14 protein-coding genes are annotated in these 16,490 nt (G+C 65.9%); 10 read left to right on the forward strand and 4 right to left on the reverse strand.

What is annotated here, in order from left to right; all coding sequences use genetic code 11:
• Positions 1–295 precede the first annotated feature (295 nt).
• The 9 genes from kdpF to V6F88_RS23695 all read left to right on the forward strand — a co-directional run bounded on the left by kdpF (position 296) and on the right by V6F88_RS23695 (position 11,036).
• Positions 296–385 (forward strand): K(+)-transporting ATPase subunit F, encoded by a 90-nt coding sequence (kdpF, locus tag V6F88_RS23655; protein WP_046803392.1) that lies wholly within the window; start codon positions 296–298, stop codon positions 383–385.
• On the forward strand, positions 385–2,181 hold the full coding sequence (kdpA, locus tag V6F88_RS23660; protein ID WP_332612642.1) for a potassium-transporting ATPase subunit KdpA: 1,797 nt from the start codon (positions 385–387) through the stop codon (positions 2,179–2,181). The genes kdpF and kdpA overlap by 1 nt, the downstream gene beginning before the upstream one ends.
• Positions 2,182–2,203: 22 nt before the next feature.
• Entirely contained in the window at positions 2,204–4,363 is a 2,160-nt protein-coding gene (gene kdpB, locus V6F88_RS23665) for a potassium-transporting ATPase subunit KdpB (RefSeq protein ID WP_332612643.1), read from the forward strand.
• A gap of 177 nt (positions 4,364–4,540) precedes the next feature.
• Positions 4,541–5,176 (forward strand): potassium-transporting ATPase subunit KdpC, encoded by a 636-nt coding sequence (gene kdpC, locus V6F88_RS23670; RefSeq protein WP_332612644.1) that lies wholly within the window; start codon positions 4,541–4,543, stop codon positions 5,174–5,176.
• A 51-nt stretch (positions 5,177–5,227) separates the two neighbouring features.
• Entirely contained in the window at positions 5,228–8,014 is a 2,787-nt protein-coding gene (locus tag V6F88_RS23675; RefSeq protein ID WP_332612645.1) for a sensor histidine kinase KdpD, read from the forward strand.
• Between the two features lie 12 nt (positions 8,015–8,026).
• Positions 8,027–8,719 (forward strand): two-component system response regulator KdpE, encoded by a 693-nt coding sequence (gene kdpE, locus V6F88_RS23680; RefSeq protein WP_046803396.1) that lies wholly within the window; start codon positions 8,027–8,029, stop codon positions 8,717–8,719.
• 193 nt (positions 8,720–8,912) lie between these two features.
• On the forward strand, positions 8,913–9,671 hold the full coding sequence (locus V6F88_RS23685; RefSeq protein ID WP_332612647.1) for a TorF family putative porin: 759 nt from the start codon (positions 8,913–8,915) through the stop codon (positions 9,669–9,671).
• A gap of 142 nt (positions 9,672–9,813) precedes the next feature.
• Positions 9,814–10,134 carry a hypothetical protein gene (locus V6F88_RS23690; RefSeq protein WP_332612650.1) on the forward strand — a complete coding sequence of 107 codons (321 nt, stop codon included), beginning with the start codon at positions 9,814–9,816 and terminating at the stop codon, positions 10,132–10,134.
• A gap of 2 nt (positions 10,135–10,136) precedes the next feature.
• The gene (locus V6F88_RS23695) at positions 10,137–11,036 is read left to right on the forward strand and encodes a 4-hydroxy-tetrahydrodipicolinate synthase family protein (RefSeq protein WP_332612652.1); all 900 of its coding nucleotides are present in this window, start codon (positions 10,137–10,139) and stop codon (positions 11,034–11,036) included.
• Here the strand turns inward: V6F88_RS23695 and V6F88_RS23700 are convergent.
• From V6F88_RS23700 to icd, 3 genes are all read right to left on the reverse strand, one after another.
• Positions 10,969–12,555, reverse strand: a complete 1,587-nt coding sequence (locus V6F88_RS23700; protein WP_332612654.1) for a methyl-accepting chemotaxis protein — start codon at positions 12,553–12,555, stop codon at positions 10,969–10,971. The genes V6F88_RS23695 and V6F88_RS23700 overlap by 68 nt on opposite strands.
• Before the next feature lie 241 nt (positions 12,556–12,796).
• Positions 12,797–14,074: an O-antigen ligase family protein gene (locus V6F88_RS23705; RefSeq protein ID WP_442880387.1), complete on the reverse strand. Its 1,278-nt coding sequence runs from the start codon at positions 14,072–14,074 to the stop codon at positions 12,797–12,799.
• A 121-nt stretch (positions 14,075–14,195) separates the two neighbouring features.
• Positions 14,196–15,452, reverse strand: a complete 1,257-nt coding sequence (icd, locus tag V6F88_RS23710; protein ID WP_006217809.1) for an NADP-dependent isocitrate dehydrogenase — start codon at positions 15,450–15,452, stop codon at positions 14,196–14,198.
• Between the two features lie 202 nt (positions 15,453–15,654).
• Between icd and V6F88_RS23715 the strand changes: the two genes are divergently transcribed.
• Positions 15,655–16,080 (forward strand): DUF1841 family protein, encoded by a 426-nt coding sequence (locus V6F88_RS23715; RefSeq protein WP_332612656.1) that lies wholly within the window; start codon positions 15,655–15,657, stop codon positions 16,078–16,080.
• 47 nt (positions 16,081–16,127) lie between these two features.
• Here the strand turns inward: V6F88_RS23715 and V6F88_RS23720 are convergent, their stop codons facing one another.
• Positions 16,128–16,490 carry a c-type cytochrome gene (locus V6F88_RS23720; RefSeq protein ID WP_332612658.1) on the reverse strand — a complete coding sequence of 121 codons (363 nt, stop codon included), beginning with the start codon at positions 16,488–16,490 and terminating at the stop codon, positions 16,128–16,130.

Below are 16,490 nucleotides of genomic sequence, written 5' to 3' on the forward strand. Positions count from 1 at the left end.
ATCGTGCGCAGGCTCTCCCCGGGCCCCGCGCCATTTTTATTTCTTGTTTACACCCTACCCCGCAACCTATATCCCGTTTTTACCCCCTGCTCCGTAACCTGCCGGTGTCCTGATTGGTCACCTGGCCTGCCCCGGCGCGCATCCGCCTTTGCCGCGCAGGCCCGTCGTTCGAAGGGAGCGTTGCTCCCGGGAGGAAAAACGTGGATGCCATCTATATCGCCGCCTTCGCCGTCATGGCCGGGGCGACGCTTGCCTTGCTGCAATTGTGCGCCGCCCTGTCCGGGGGAGAGCCGTCATGAACTGGCTTTACTGGCTTAGCGGCCTGACCGCCGCCGTGTTGTTCGTCTACCTGCTGGTGGCCCTGTTCAAACCGGAGAAATTCTGATGACCGCCGAATTTGTCGGATTGCTGGCCTTGTACCTGGCGATCCTGCTTGCGATCGCGCCCCTGCTGGGGCGCTATATCCGCATCGCCATGGAAAACGGGCAATCCAGGCTGACCGCATGGGGCCGCCCGCTGGAGCGCGGCATCTACCGGCTTGCGGGCATCGACCCGCAAGCCGAAATGGGCTGGAAGCGGTACGCCGTGGCCGTGCTGGTGTTCAACATTGTCGGCATTGTGGTCGTCTATGCCTTGCAGCGCGTGCAAGGCATGTTGCCGCTGAACCCTGCGGCCCTCGGCGCCGTCAGCCCGGATTCCGCGCTGAACACCGCCATCAGTTTCGTCAGCAACACCAACTGGCAAGGCTATGGCGGCGAGTCCACCATGAGCTACCTGACGCAGATGCTGGCGCTGACGGTGCAGAACTTTGTCTCGGCCGCCACCGGCATCGCCGTGCTGTTCGCGTTGATACGCGGCCTGTCGCGCCACTGTTCGGCCACCGTGGGCAACTTCTGGGCGGACATGGTCCGCTGCACGATGTACGTGCTGCTGCCACTGTCGTTCGTGCTGGCGCTGTTGCTGGTCAGCCAGGGAGTCATCCAGAACTTCAGCCCGTATCAGGACGTGCAGACGGTGCAAGCCCTGCACTACGAACAGCCGCGCGTGGGCGCCGACGGCCAGCCGGTGCTGGACGCGTCCGGCCAGGCCGTGACCGACCCCGCCGTCACCTCGACACAAACGCTGGCGATGGGCCCCGTGGCCTCGCAGGAAGCCATCAAGCTGCTGGGCACCAACGGCGGCGGCTTCTTCAACGCCAATTCCGCGCACCCGTTCGAGAACCCCACGCCGCTGGCGAACTTCATGCAGATGCTGGCCATCCTGATGATTCCCGCCGCGCTGTGCTTCACCTTTGGCGAAATGGTGGGCAGCCGCCGGCAGGGCATCGCCATCCTGGCCGCGATGACGGTGCTGTTTGCCGTGTTTGCGCTGACCACCGCCTACTTCGAACAACAGCCCAACCCCATGGCGGCGCAAGCAGGCGCGGACAGCGCCATGACGGCCCTGACGCCGGGCGGCAACATGGAAGGCAAGGAATCGCGCTTCGGCATCGCCGCCACGTCGCTCTTTGCCATCATCACCACGGCGGCATCCTGCGGCGCGGTAAATGGCATGCACGATTCGTTCAGCGCCATGGGCGGCTTGCCCCCGATGTTGCAGATGCAGCTGGGCGAAGTCGTCTACGGCGGCGTGGGCTCCGGGCTGTACGGCATGCTGGCCTTCGCCGTGCTGGCGGTGTTCATCGCGGGGCTGATGATCGGCCGCACGCCGGAATACCTGGGCAAGAAGATCGAAGCCTACGACATGAAGATGGTGTCGATCATCATCCTTGTCACCCCGTTGCTGGTGCTGGGTGGAACTGCGCTCGCCGTGTCGGTATCGGCGGGCCGGGCGGGCGTGCTCAACCCGGGCATCCACGGCTTCTCGGAAATCCTGTACGCGCTGTCATCGGCCGCCAATAACAACGGCAGCGCGTTTGCGGGGCTATCGGCCAACACGCCCTTCTACAACGTGCTGCTGGGCATCGCGATGTGGTTTGGCCGCTTTGCCGTGATCGTGGCGGTGCTGGCCATGGCCGGCTCGCTGGCGGCCAAGCGGCGCTTGCCCGCCGGCCCCGGCAGCATGCCCACCACCGGCCCGCTTTTCGTGGTGCTGCTGATCGGCGCGGTGCTGCTGGTGGGCGCGCTGACGTATGTGCCCGCGCTGGCCCTGGGGCCGGTCGCTGAACACCTGCAACCTTGAATGCAACAGGCTAGGAAACAACATGGCCAAGATTGAAATGCAAACCTCAAGCGCAGGCGGCGGCGCCGCCCGCGCGCCCGCCGTCACCCCGCAAGAGCGCCCTTTCGGCATGTGGTCGCGATCGCTGGTCGCGCCCGCGTTGCTGGACAGCTTGCGCAAGCTGTCGCCCGCGGCGCAATTGAAGAACCCCGTCATGTTCGTCGTGTACGTGGGCAGCATCCTGACCACCGTGCTATGGGTCATGGCCCTGCGCGGCCAGGCCGAAGCCCCCGCCGGCTTCATCCTGGCCATTGCCGTGTGGCTGTGGTTCACGGTGCTATTCGCCAACTTCGCCGAGGCCCTGGCCGAAGGGCGCGGCAAGCAGCAGGCGGCGACGCTGCGCGGGTTGCGCACCACCATCAACGCGCGCCTGCTCAAGAACTTTCGCGATGCCGACGCGCGCGACGCGCATCCCGATCAATGGCGCGGCCAGGCCGTCAGCCAGGCGTCGGGCCTGCTGCGCCGGGACGACGTGGTGCTGGTCGAAGCCGGTGAAACCATCCCCGGCGACGGCCAGGTGATCGCGGGCGTGGCCTCGGTGGACGAAAGCGCCATCACCGGCGAATCGGCGCCCGTCATCCGCGAATCGGGCGGCGACTTTTCTTCCGTTACCGGCGGCACCCGCGTGCTGTCCGACTGGATCTTCGTGCGCATCGCCGCCGACCCCGGCGAGAGCTTTCTGGACCGCATGATCTCCATGGTCGAAGGCGCCAAGCGCCAGAAGACGCCGAACGAATTGGCGCTGACCATCCTGCTGGTGGGCCTGACGGTGGTGTTCCTGCTGGTGGTCGTGACGCTGATGCCCTTCTCCATCTACGCGGTCAGCGCGGCGGGCGGCGGCGCGGCGGTCACCGTAACGGTGCTGGTGGCGCTGCTGGTATGCCTGATTCCGACCACCATCGGCGGGCTGCTGTCGGCCATCGGCGTGGCGGGCATGAGCCGCATGATGAGCGCCAACGTCATCGCCACCTCGGGCCGCGCGGTTGAAGCGGCGGGCGACGTTGACGTGCTGCTGCTGGACAAGACTGGCACCATCACCTTCGGCAACCGTCAGGCGTCCACCTTCCTGCCCGCGCCGGGCGTGTCGGCTCGCGAATTGGCTGACGCGGCCCGGCTGGCTTCGCTGGCTGATGAAACGCCTGAAGGACGCAGCATCGTGGCGCTGGCCGACAAGGCCACGCACGCCCCGGCCGCGCGTGTTGAAGACGCGGAATTCGTCCCGTTCACCGCGCAATCGCGCATGAGCGGCGTGAACCTGGGCGTACGGATGATCCGCAAGGGCGCGATAGACGCCGTACAGTCCTGGCTCAAGGCGCTGGACGCCGGCGTGCCCGACGCCGTATTGCACCAAGCCGAAGACGTAGCCCGGCGCGGCAGCACGCCGCTGCTGGTCAGCGACGGCAATCGCGCGTTGGGCGTCGTCGAACTGAAAGACATCGTCAAGCCCGGCATCCAGTCGCGCTTTGCCGAGCTGCGCCGCATGGGCATCAAGACGGTGATGATCACCGGCGATAACAAGCTGACCGCCGCGTCCATCGCCGCCGAAGCCGGCGTGGATGATTTCCTGGCCGAAGCCACGCCCGAAGCCAAGCTGAAGTTGATTCGCGCCTATCAATCCGAAGGCCGGCTGGTGGCGATGACGGGCGACGGCACCAACGACGCACCCGCGCTGGCGCAGGCCGACGTGGCCGTGGCGATGAACTCGGGCACGCAGGCCGCCAAGGAAGCCGGCAACATGGTGGACCTGGATTCAAACCCCACCAAGCTGATCGAAATTGTCGAAATCGGCAAGCAGATGCTGATGACGCGCGGGGCGTTGACCACGTTCAGCGTGGCCAACGACGTGGCCAAATACTTCGCCATCATTCCGGCCGCCTTCGCCACCGTGTTCCCGCAGCTGAACGTGCTGAACATCATGCAGCTGGCCACGCCGGCCTCGGCCATTCTGTCGGCCGTGATCTTCAACGCGCTGATCATCGTGGTGCTGATTCCGCTGGCCCTCAAGGGCGTGCGCTATCGGCCGCTGGGCGCCTCGGTGCTGCTGCGCCGCAACCTGCTGGTCTACGGCCTGGGCGGCCTGCTGGTGCCGTTCGTCGGCATCAAGCTGGTCGACATGGTGCTGGCCGCGCTGGGGTGGGCGTGACGCCCGCGCCGGCCTGGCGTGGCCCGGCCTGGCGCGGCCCGGCCCGCAACATAAGCACGTAGCCCGCGTCAGTCGTGCCCCCGACATAACCCGCACCCAGCCACTACCGGCCCCCGGCGCGCGCCTCGCGCCCGCCGGTGAGCCGGCCTGGAGCCTGCCCCATTCAAGGAATTCATCATGCAAGCCACAACTTCCCCAAACGCAGCCACCACTGCCCCCATCCCGGCCCGCCAAGGCGGCATCCTGCGCCCCGCGCTGGTCATCTTTGCCGCGCTGTCGCTCGTGACCGGCCTGGCCTACCCCTTCCTGACGCGCGGCGTGGCCGCCGTGGTGTTCCCGCACCAGGCGGCCGGCTCGCTCATCACGCAGGGCGACAAGGTGGTCGGGTCGGCGCTGATCGGCCAGGCGTTCAGCGAACCGCGGTACTTCTGGAGCCGTCCGTCGGCCACCGCGCCCATGCCGTACAACGGCGCGGCCTCCGGGGGGTCCAACCTGGGCCCGCGCAACCCGGCGCTGGCGCAAGCCATCCAGGACCGCATCGCGGCCTTGAAGGCGGCCGATCCGGACAACTCCACGCCGGTGCCGGTGGACCTGATCACCGCGTCCGGCAGCGGGCTGGACCCGCACATCAGCCCGGCCGCCGCCAACTATCAGGCCGCGCGCGTGGCGCGCCTCCGTCATCTGCCGCGCGCTCAAGTGGATGCGTTGATTCAGGCGCACACCGAAAAGCCCTGGATCGGCGTGCTGGGTGACCCCACCGTCAACGTGTTGACGTTGAACCTGGCGCTGGATGCATCGCGCCCTGCGCCATGACGGCGCGGCGTATAGTAGCGCCAGCCTTTTCCACCCCACACTTTGCGCTTCATGGCTGACATTGCTGGCGAGCGTCCCGATCCCGACGCGCTCTTGAAAACGCTGGACGATGCCGCGCGCCAGGCGGTGCGCGGCAAGCTTCGCGTGTACTTCGGCGCATCGGCCGGCGTGGGCAAAACCTACGCCATGCTGGTGGCCGCCCGCGCGCAGGCCGAACAAGGCGTGCACGTGCTGGCCGGCATTGTCGAAACCCACGGCCGCCGCGAAACGGCAAGCCTGCTGGATGGGCTGGCGTCGCTGCCCTTGAAAGACGTGGCGTACCGCGGCCATGTGCTGCGCGAATTCGACCTGGACGGCGCGCTGGCCGCCCGCCCCGCGCTGGTGCTGGTTGACGAACTGGCGCATTCCAACGCGCCGGGATCGCGCCACGCCAAGCGCTGGCAAGACATCCACGAATTGCTGGCCGCCGGCATCGACGTCTGGACCACGCTGAACGTGCAGCATCTGGACAGCCTGAACGAAGCCGTGGGCAGCATCACCGGCGTGCGCGTGTGGGAAACCGTGCCGGACGAGGTCTTCGACACCGCCGACGAGGTCATCCTGGTGGACCTGTCGGCCGATGAACTGCTGCGGCGCCTTAAAGAAGGCAAGGTCTATCTGCCCGAGCAGGCACGCCACGCCACGCGCAATTTCTTTCGCAAGGGCAACCTGATCGCGCTGCGGGAACTGGCGCTGCGCCGCACGGCCGACCACGTGGACGACGACGTGCAAGCCTACCGGCGCGACCGCGCCATTGATTCGGTGTGGCGCACGCGCGAAGCCGTGGTGGCCTGCATCGGCCCGGATGCGGACGCGGAATACGTGATCCGCAGCGCCCACCGCCTGAGCCAGCAACTGGAGTGCGACCTGCACGTGGTCACCATCGACACGCCGCGCGCGGCGCCCACGCCCCAGGCCGAGCAAGAGCGCATGCAGCGCAGCCTGGCGCTGGCCGACGGCCTGGGCGCGCGCACGGAAACGCTGGCGGGCGGCGACATGGTGGATGCCGTTGTGCGCTACGTGCGCCGCCACAACATCACCAAAGCCGTCGTGGGGCGCACCCGAGCAAGCGGTCTGCAACGGCTGCGCGTCTCGTTGTCCGCATTGCTGTCGGCCGCGCTGGCGCCGGGCTGGCTGTGGCGCCGCCACAGCTTTGCCGACATGCTGGCCGCCGGCTGCCCCGAAATCGACATCATCCGGCTGGGCGCGCCGCCGCTGCCGGCCAGCGCCGCCCCGGGCCGCGACCCGCTCACGCTGGGGAACCGCGCCCGCGCGCAAGCCGACGAGCGCAACGCCGCGCCCCGGTCCGGCTATGCCTGGGCGCTGTGCTACTGCGCGGCCGCCACCGGCTTGTCGATGCTGGCGTTTCCGGTGCTGCACCAGACCAACATCGTCATGCTGTTCCTGCTGGCGGTGGTAGCCGTTGCGCTGCGCCACGGGCGGGGTCCGGCGGCGCTGGCGTCCGTTGTCAGTGTGGCGTTGTTCGATTTTTTCTTCGTGCAGCCGCTGGCATCCTTTGCCGTGTCGGACGTGCAGTACCTGCTTACGTTCGCCGTGCTGCTGGCCGTGGGCCTGCTGATCGGGCAGTTGACGGCCGGGCTGCGGCTACAGGCGCAGGTGTCGGTCAAGCGCGAAGCCGACGCGCGCAGCCTGTATGAATTCGCACGCGAGCTGTCGTCGGCATTGTTGCCGGAGCAGATCGTGGCGCTGGCCGGCGCATTCGTGCACGCAACGTTCGGCTCGCGCTGCGCGCTGTATATCCTGGGCCTGGACGACCGCCTGAAACTGGCCTCGCCCGCCGCCGCCGACATGCCGGCGCTGGAATCGGCGTTGGCCCAATGGGTGTACGACCATGGCCAACCCGCCGGGGCGGGCACCGCCACGCTGTCCAACAGCGAGCTGCTGTACCTGCCCTTGAAGGCGCCGATGCGCACGCGCGGCGTGCTGGCACTGGCCGCGCCGCGCCGCAGCCTGTTCACGCATCCCGACGCGCGCCGCCAGATCGAGGCCTACGCCACGCTGATCGCCATTGCGCTGGAACGGCTGCACTATGTCGAAGTCGCGCAGCAGGCGCTGGTCAGCATGGAATCCGAACGGCTGCGCAATTCGCTGCTGGCGGCGGTGTCGCATGACCTGCGCACCCCGCTGACCAGCCTGGTCGGCATGACCGACACGCTGACGCGCCGGCCGGGCACGCTGCCGGACGATGTGCAGGACACCATTCGCGCCATGCGCGACCAGGCGCAGCGCATGCATGCGCTGGTGGTCAATCTGCTGGACATGGCGCGGCTGCAAAGCCACGACACGCCGCTGCGCCTGGAATGGCAGTCCATTGAAGAACTGGTGGGCGCGTCGCTGGCCGCCATGCGCGAACCGCTTGCCGCGCACCGCGTCACCGTCGCGCGGCTGTCCGACCTGCCGCTGGTGGAATGCGATGGCGTGCTGATCGAGCGCGTGCTGTGCAACCTGCTTGAAAACGCGGCCAAGTACACGCCGCCCGGCAGCAGCGTGCACATCCACGCCGCCGTGCACGATGGCACGCTGCGCGTGGCCGTGTGTGACAACGGCCCCGGCGTTGCCCCCGGGGCCGAACGCCGCATCTTCGAAAAATTCACGCGCGGCGACCGCGAATCCGCTACCCCCGGCGTGGGCCTGGGCCTGGCGGTATGCGAAGCCATCATCCTGGCCCACCACGGCCGCATCTGGGTGGAACACACGCCGGGCCAGGCCCATGGCGCGCAGTTTGTCTTCAGCCTGCCGCTGGGCACGCCGCCCGACGTCCAACCCGAATCCCTTTGAAAGCGCCTTTGCATGTTCGACTACCAGCCTACCGTCCTGATCATTGAAGACGACGCCAACATCCGGCGTTTCGTGCGCCAGGCCCTGGAAAGCGAGGGTTGCGCCGTGCACGAGGCCGACACGGTCAAGCGCGGCCTGATCGAAGCCGGCACCCGCCAGCCCGACGCCATCGTGCTGGACCTGGGGCTGCCCGACGAAGACGGCATGACGTTGATCCGCGAATTGCGCGGCTGGACGCAGGTGCCGGTGCTGGTCTTGTCGGCCCGCAGCGCCGAGCCGGACAAGGTGGCGGCGCTGGACGCGGGCGCCGACGACTACCTGACCAAGCCTTTCGGCGTCAGCGAACTGCTGGCGCGGCTGCGCGTGCTGTTGCGCCGCCATGCGCGGGCGGGCGCGGCCAGCGCCGCCGAGATCAGCTTTGGCGACGTGCGCGTTGACTTCTCGCGGCGTGTCGTCGAACGCGGCGGCCAGCACGTGCACCTGACCGCCATGGAATACCGGCTGCTTGCCGCCCTGCTGGCGCACCGGGGCAAGGTCATGACACATCGTGAACTGCTGCGTGAAGTGTGGGGGCCGTCGCATATCGAAAGCAACCACTACCTGCGCATCTACATGGGGCATCTGCGGCAGAAGCTCGAAGCCGACCCGGCACAGCCCGTGTTCCTGCTGACGGAGATCGGCGTGGGGTACCGCTTCGCGGGCTGAGCGGAGCAACGGATCGCGGTGACCGGGATGTAGTAAACGTGGATGTAGTAAACGTGGATGTAATCAACGTGGATGTAATCAACGTGCCTGTGATCCACATTGACGCGATCTTTACGCGTGCCGCCCGTGTCTTGTCTCGCGCTTTATGCCGATCCTCCTATTGTTGCGATCCGTTCAACAGCAGGAGCATTCCATGTCCCGCAATTCCTTGGTCGCGCTGGCGCTGCTGACGCTGGCCGCCACCGCGCAAGCTAATGACGCCCCGGTCGCCGCCGCCGCCCCCGACTTCACTTTGTCCGCAAACCTCAGCCTGACCAGCCAATACCGCTATCGCGGCCTGATGCAGTCGGACAACAAACCCGCCGTGCAAGGCGGCTTCGACCTTGCCCACCGCAGCGGCTTTTATCTGGGCAACTGGAATTCCAGCATCAGTTGGCTCGGCGACAGCAACCCCGACGTTTCCGCCCCCGTGGAAATGGATTTCTACGGCGGCTACAAGGGCAATGTGGCCGACGGCGTGCCCGTGGACCTGGGTGTCTTGCAGTACTACTACCCGGGCGATTTCCCGTCCGGCTACACCAGCCCCGACACCACCGAACTCTACGCCGGCATCGGCTATGGCCCGATCATGTTCAAGTATTCCATTGCCATGACCAACCTGTTCGGCTTTGCCGACAGCAAATACAGCCAGTACTTCGACCTGAGCGCCAACGTCGACACCGGAGTGTGGGGCCTGACCCTGAACGCCCATGCCGGCCGCCAGATGGTGAAGAACGTGGACAAGGGGTCGTATACCGACTGGAAGCTGGGGCTGACCAAGGACTTTGGACAAGGCCTGTCGGTATCGCTGGCCTACCTGGACACCAACGCGGATCGCGCCGTCTACACCAACACGCGCGGTCGCGACATGGGCCGCGCGACAGGCGTGCTGTCGTTGACCAAAACCTTTTGATCCGCCCGGGCGTTGACGCGATTTTTACGCGCCGCGCCCGCTTTTATCGGCGGGGTTTACGGCGCGCTTCCTATAGTGGAATCGTCATCAACCAACCGATACGCGGATCGCCGCAAGCAGCGCCTTCCGCCCCGCCCCCGCCATGATCGCCCAACCCAATTCTTCTGGCCCCGCCTTGCTTGCCCCCTTTCCCGCGCCTGCGCAGGCGCGCAACGAACAGGTGGCGCTGACGGTCAGGATCGATACGCTGGACGCCTTGAACGTGCGCCTGGCGCTGCATCGGGCACTGGGCACGCGCATCGGCATCTATCTGCTGTCGGTGGACCACGCCCGCGCGCAAAGCACGCTGCAACTGCAATGCGCGCGGGACCAGCTGGATGACATGATGCAAGCCGTCATGCGCGGGCTGCCGCAGGCCGAGTTCGGCGCGGTGCGCGCGGCCGCCACCCTGACGGGGCAATAACCATGGACATGCCCGTCACCCCCCGCTTTGAAGGCATCTGGCTGCCGATGATCACGCCGCTGCGTGGCGGCTATGTAGACGTGGACGCGGCCCAGGCGCTGGCCCGCTATTACCGCAACGCGGGCATCGCCGGTCTGGTGTTGTTCGGGTCCACCGGCGAAGGCAATTTGCTGAGCCTGTCCGAGAAGATCGACATGGCGCAGGCGATCAACAGCGACCCCAACGCGTTGCCGCTGGTGTTGGGCGCGGGCGGCGTGGACACGCGCGGCGTGGCCACGGCCATCCGGCGCCTGGACAAGCTGCGGCCGGCAGGCTTTCTGGTGCCGCCCCCTTACTACCTGGGCCCGTCGCAGGCGGGCATCCAGTGGCATTACCGGCAGATTGCCTGGGCCACCGACCGCCCCATCATCCTGTACAACATCCCGAAGCGGACCGGGGTGACGATGACGGTGGAAACCATGGAAACACTGGCGTCCTTACCCAATTTTTTGGCGGTGAAGGAATGCGACGCGCCCGTGCTTGCCGCGCTGAATGCGCGCGGCAAACTGGATGCGCTGTGTGGCGACGACTTGTCCTTGCCGGACCACTGGCTGGCCGGCGGGCACGGCGCGATTCCGGCCGCCGCGCATCTGTTTCCCGAACGCCACGTTGAAATCATGCGCCTGGCGCGCGCGGGTCAGGCCGACGCCGCCCGGGCGTTATTCGAACCGCTGCGCGGCTTGATCCGGTTGCTGTTCGCCGAACCAAATCCCGCGCCCATCAAGCGGGCGCTGGCCATGCAAGGGCTGATCGCGGACGAACTGCGCATGCCCATGATGCCCGCCAGCCGTGAACTTACGCCGCGGCTGCAACGAGCACTGGGCGCAATGCAGGCGCTGCCAAGCCGCTTGCAGACAGCTTGAATACCGACACGGCGCGCGCCAGGCCGTCGGCCTGATCGTGCAGGGTCGAGGCCGACGCGGCAAACTCTTCGACCAGCGCCGCGTTCTGCTGCGTAACGCTGTCCAGGTGCGTGACGGCCTGGTTGATCTGTTCGATGCCCGTGCTTTGTTCGGCGGACGCCGTGGCGATTTCCCCCATCAGCGGCGCGCTGTTGGCCGCCGATTCCAGCACGCTGCCCATCGTGGCGCTGGCCTGCCCCACGCGTTCGCTGCCGCGCGCCACCGAATCGGACGACGCTTCGATCAGGTCCTTGATCTCTTTGGCGGCCGTGGCCGAACGCTGCGCCAAGGCCCGCACTTCGCCCGCCACCACTGCAAACCCACGGCCCTGCTCGCCCGCGCGCGCGGCTTCCACCGCCGCGTTCAGGGCCAGGATGTTGGTCTGGAACGCAATGCCGTCAATCACGCTGATGATCTCGCCGATGCGCTGCGAGCTGTGCGAGATCTCGCGCATGGCGTCGATGGCGTGCTGCGTTTCTTCGCTGCCCTGGCGCGCCAGCTTTGCCGACTGCGCCGCCAGCGCGCTGACTTCGCGCACGTGTTCCGCGCTTTGCCGGGCGGTGGCGGTGATCTCTTCAACGCTGGCCGCCGTCTGTTCCAGCGCGGCCGCCTGCTTTTCGGTGCGGTCCGACAGGTCCAGGCTGCCCGCCGCGATCTGGCGCGAGGCCGCCGCGATGGACCCGGTGGATTGCACGATGCTGCGCAAGGCCACTTCCAACCGTGTCTGCATGCGCCCCATGGCTACGAACAGCTGCCCGATTTCGCCACGATGGTTGCCGGACACCTCGCCCGCCAGATCGCCGTTGGCCACGCGTTCGCACAGCGCCACGGCTTCGTCCAAGGGGCGGATCACATGGGTGTGGAAAAAACGCAGCGCCGCCAACAGCAGCAATGCCAGCAGGCCGATGGTGACCGCGCCCTGACGCCAAAGCGTCTGGTAGAACGCCGCGTCCACATCGTCCACGTACAGGCCCGTGAAGATCAGCCAGCCCCATTCCGCGTCGTAAGTCGCATAACTGATCTTCGGCAGTGCCTCATCCGCGCCGGGCCGTGGAAAGCGGTAGTGCACATAGCCGCCGCCTGCCTTGCCGCCGGCATACAGCCGCTGAAAGATAGGCAGGCCGTCCACGTCCTTGATGTCGCGCACGTTGGTGCCCACCAATTTCGGGTCAGGGTGCACCAGCAAGGCGTAGTCATCGCCAAAAGCGCCCACATAGCCGTCGGCGCCATAGCGCAGCTGCGACAGGCGCCTGGCCACGTTGCGCTTGGCCTCGGCCAGCGGCATGCCTTCGCTGACGCTTTGCTTGCCGTTGCGCAAAATGCCGGCGGACAGATCCAGCACGTGCCGCAGTTCCGTCTTGCGGTCTTCGACCATTTCACCCCGGCGCTGCCACGCATCCCAGGCGCCCAGCGCCAGCACGGCCGCGCCTATCGCGAAAACGAACCACAACAACTCTCTGCGCAGACTGGTGCTCTTCACCGGATTTCCTTGTAGTGCCTGTCATGCCACCCGCGCGTCTGAAACGATAGACGGCAAAATGTGACTGTTTATGTATTGCGATAGGTCAGGATACGGAGAAGACGCCGGGTTTTCAGCAGGCGCGCACGGGCTGGTTGATCTAGCGCAAGAGGCGGGCGTAAAAAAAACGCAAGACGCGGGACGCCTTGCGTTGGTTTGGTGCAAGCCCGGCGGCTGGGGCCCGGCCGCCAGGAATGTGAGGTCAGGGCTGCGGGGTCACCGGCTGCGAGGGCACTGCCTGCTTGGCCGGCCGCGGTGCCGTCAGTGCAATCAGCGTGACCACGATCAAGGAGTAATTGGGCACGCTGCGCATGTTGCGGAACATCATCTCCGTCAGGCTGAACGCGCAGTAACCCAGGCAGAACAACAAGCCCAACTGCGCCCCCACCCGTATCACGCGATCGTCGCTGGCCATGCGCCGGAAGAAGACGGCGGCCGGCACCAGATACAGGGTCAGAATCGTCATCAAGCCCAGCAAGCCATAACCGGACAACGCGCCCAGCATGTCGTTGTGCGGCTCACCGAAGCCTTCAACGACCTCTTGCGTCACGATGCCCTGCGTCTGCAAGTGCCGCAGCTCTTCCCGGAACATGCTGGGGCCCACGCCCACGATGGGGCTTTTCTGAAACATCAGCAGCGACGCATGCCACAGCTGCAAGCGGATGCCAAACGAGGTATCGCGGTTGGACGACGTGGCAAAGCCCTGCACGTCGGACGTGATCTCGTGCATGCGGCTGCTGAACGTCCAGATGGCGGCGGCGCTGGCGGCCAGCGCCACGCACAGCGCCAGCGCGCAATACACCTTGTGACGACGGCTCCAGTTGCGCAGGCCCAGCAGGAATACCAGCGCCAGAATCGGCAGCAACATCCAGCTGCTGCGCGTCTCAGACTGCCAGGTGGCGTAGACGGTCAGAGCCACCACCGCCAGCTTCACCGCCATTTCGATGCGCGGCCAGCGCGTACAGGCGCCAAAGCCCATCGACAACAAGGTCATGCCGCCCAGCAGCAATGTCAGGTTGGCGAACGCCACCGCGTTATAGCGGCCGCCGACGTCGACCATGCCGTTGCGGCCCACCGTCTCCATCGTGACGATCAGCAGCATGGCCCCGGCGAAGGCGCCCACCAGCACGCTCCATTGCACTGCCTTCAACCACGGACGCGGCGCGCGCAGCAGCAGCCACAGCACCGGCAGCGCCAAGGCGAAGCGCAACAGCTTTTCAAGTTCGGAATTACTCCACACGCCACGCACCGTCGACGTGATGAACATACAGGCCAGTGGCAGCAGCAGCACCAGCGACATGGGCCACAAGGCTCGGAAGTCCATCGGTTCGTAGCGCTTGACGGCGTTCACCGCCAACGCGGTCAGCGCAATCAGCGCGCTGAGATAAAGAACGGCGGGGCCGCCCACCGGGCTGGTCAGCGCCAGCGCGGGAACCAGCAATACAAGCCAGGTGGCTAGGGATACATACAGTCGGGGCACAGCGATCAGCCTGGAAAGAACAGCGTAAGCGCCAGCGCGCTTCATGCGGATACGTTAGACAAAACCCGCCCGCCATGACGGCGGGCGGGTTCAGCGGACCATCTAGATACGAACCGCGGGTTTACATGTTTTCGATCATGACCTGGCCGAAGCCCGAGCACGACACCTGCGTCGCCCCTTCCAGCAGGCGCGCGAAGTCATACGTGACCTTCTTGGACAGGATGGACTTTTCCATGCTGGAGATGATCAGGTCGGCGGCTTCGGTCCAGCCCATGTGGCGCAGCATCATTTCAGCAGACAGGATTTCGGAACCGGGGTTCACGTAGTCCTTGCCGGCGTACTTGGGCGCCGTGCCGTGGGTGGCTTCGAACATGGCAACCGAATCGGACAGGTTGGCGCCCGGGGCGATGCCGATGCCGCCCACCTGCGCGGCCAGCGCATCCGAGATGTAGTCGCCGTTGAGGTTCAGCGTGGCGATCACGTCGTATTCGGCCGGACGCAACAGGATCTGTTGCAGGAAGGCGTCGGCAATCACGTCCTTGACGATGATCTCACGGCCCGTCTTCGGGTTCTTGAACTTGCACCACGGGCCGCCATCGATCAGCTGCGCGCCAAATTCCTTCTGCAGCAGCTCGTAGCCCCAGTCCCGGAAGCCCCCTTCCGTGAACTTCATGATGTTGCCCTTATGCACCAGCGTCAGCGACGTGCGGTCGTTGTCGATGACGTACTGCGCAGCCTTGCGCACCAGGCGCTCGGTGCCTTCGCGCGACACGGGCTTGATGCCGATGGACGAGGTGTTCGGAAAGCGGATCTTCTTGACGCCCAGCTTGGTTTGCAGGAACTGGATCAATTCCTTGGCCTGTTCGCTTTCGGCCATGTATTCGATGCCCGCATAGATGTCTTCCGAGTTCTCGCGGAAGATCACCATGTTGGTCTTTTCGGGTTCACGCACCGGCGAGGGCACGCCCTTGAAGTACGCCACCGGACGCAGGCAGACGTACAGGTCCAGTTGCTGGCGCAGCGCCACGTTCAGCGAACGGATGCCGCCGCCCACGGGGGTGGTCAGCGGGCCCTTGATGGACACCACGTAGTCTTTGACGACTTCCAGGGTTTCATCGGGCAGCCAGACGTCCGGGCCGTAGACCTTGGTGGCCTTCTCGCCGGCATAGACTTCCATCCAATGGATCTTGCGCTTGCCGCCGTAGGCTTTTTGCACCGCGGCATCGACAACCTTGATCATCACCGGGGTGATGTCGGCGCCCGTGCCGTCGCCTTCAATGAAGGGAACGATGGGCTGTTCAGGCACATTCAGCGAGAAATCAGCGTTGACCGTGATTTTCTGGCCGCCAGCGGGAACCTTGATATGTTGGTAGGACATGAATGCTCCATTTGCTCCGGGTGGTTTTTCTGCACGCGCCGCATCGAAAAGCGTCCGATTCCGCAGGGGAAAAGCCCCTGTCTGACCGCACACCGGATGGCGGATAGCAACCAATTCTATATCGCAAAGGGTGCCGGGCAACCGGCGGCCATCGGGCGCGCGGTAAAATAATGCGTCCATAGACCGCATTCCGTCCCCACCGATGTTCAATCCGTCACGCGACCAAGTTCGCGAATTCTTTATCGACACCTGGCGCAAGCACCGCGCCAACGAGGTGCTGACCCCGCTCGAGGCCATCGCGCTGGACTGGATCATCGAGCATCCCGAATACCACGGCGACCTTGAAAGCCCCGAGGCCATGACCATGGAATACGAGGTGGAAAAGGGGCGCACCAACCCCTTCCTGCACCTGTCCATGCACCTGGCCATCGCCGAGCAGTTGTCCATCGACCATCCGCCCGGCATCCGTCTGGCTTACCAGCAGTTGACCGCCCGCTCGGACGCGCACCATGCGGCCCATGAAATCATGGAATGCCTGGGGCAAGTCGTATGGGAAGCGCAGCGCCTGGGCACGCCGCTGGACAGCGACACCTACATCGATCTGATCCGGCGCCGCGCCAGCCTTTGACGCTTACTTTGACGCTTATTTAGCGTGCAACGCGCAAGCGTTATGGCTTATTTGCGTACGCCCAGGTCGCTGGGCAGGGACGCCAGCCATGCCGACACGTTGGAAATATCCTGGTCGGACAGCTGCGTGGCAAAGGCGCCCATGATGGGGTTCTTGCGCACGTTGGCGGTGGCAGCGCTGCCCGAGGCACCGCGCTTGTAAGCCTTCAGCGCATGCGACAAGTAGTCGGCATGCTGGCCGGCCAGCGTGGGGTAGGCCGGGTCCACCGCGGTCTTGGCGTCGGCGCCGTGGCACGACGCGCAATTGAATTTATCGAAGACGGCCTTGCCGGCCGCCAGGTCCTGCGCCTGGACGGAGGCGCCCGCCATGGCGAAAGTCGCGCCCAGAAGGGCAAGCATCGTGCGATTCAT

Source organism: Achromobacter sp. ESBL13, assembly GCF_036668755.1.
In the GTDB taxonomy this organism is placed as follows: domain Bacteria; phylum Pseudomonadota; class Gammaproteobacteria; order Burkholderiales; family Burkholderiaceae_B; genus Achromobacter.

Excerpts from the sequence above, each read along its gene's own strand:
- V6F88_RS23685 (WP_332612647.1), top strand. The coding sequence starts at position 8,913 with ATGTCCCGCAATTCCTTGGTCGCGCTGGCGCTGCTGACGCTGGCCGCC.
- icd (WP_006217809.1), bottom strand. The coding sequence starts at position 15,452 with ATGTCCTACCAACATATCAAGGTTCCCGCTGGCGGCCAGAAAATCACG.
- V6F88_RS23695 (WP_332612652.1), top strand. The coding sequence starts at position 10,137 with ATGGACATGCCCGTCACCCCCCGCTTTGAAGGCATCTGGCTGCCGATG.
- kdpC (WP_332612644.1), top strand. The coding sequence starts at position 4,541 with ATGCAAGCCACAACTTCCCCAAACGCAGCCACCACTGCCCCCATCCCG.
- V6F88_RS23675 (WP_332612645.1), top strand. The coding sequence starts at position 5,228 with ATGGCTGACATTGCTGGCGAGCGTCCCGATCCCGACGCGCTCTTGAAA.
- V6F88_RS23720 (WP_332612658.1), bottom strand. The coding sequence starts at position 16,490 with ATGAATCGCACGATGCTTGCCCTTCTGGGCGCGACTTTCGCCATGGCG.
- kdpE (WP_046803396.1), top strand. The coding sequence starts at position 8,027 with ATGTTCGACTACCAGCCTACCGTCCTGATCATTGAAGACGACGCCAAC.
- V6F88_RS23690 (WP_332612650.1), top strand. The coding sequence starts at position 9,814 with ATGATCGCCCAACCCAATTCTTCTGGCCCCGCCTTGCTTGCCCCCTTT.
- V6F88_RS23715 (WP_332612656.1), top strand. The coding sequence starts at position 15,655 with ATGTTCAATCCGTCACGCGACCAAGTTCGCGAATTCTTTATCGACACC.
- kdpB (WP_332612643.1), top strand. The coding sequence starts at position 2,204 with ATGGCCAAGATTGAAATGCAAACCTCAAGCGCAGGCGGCGGCGCCGCC.
- kdpF (WP_046803392.1), top strand. The coding sequence starts at position 296 with ATGAACTGGCTTTACTGGCTTAGCGGCCTGACCGCCGCCGTGTTGTTC.
- kdpA (WP_332612642.1), top strand. The coding sequence starts at position 385 with ATGACCGCCGAATTTGTCGGATTGCTGGCCTTGTACCTGGCGATCCTG.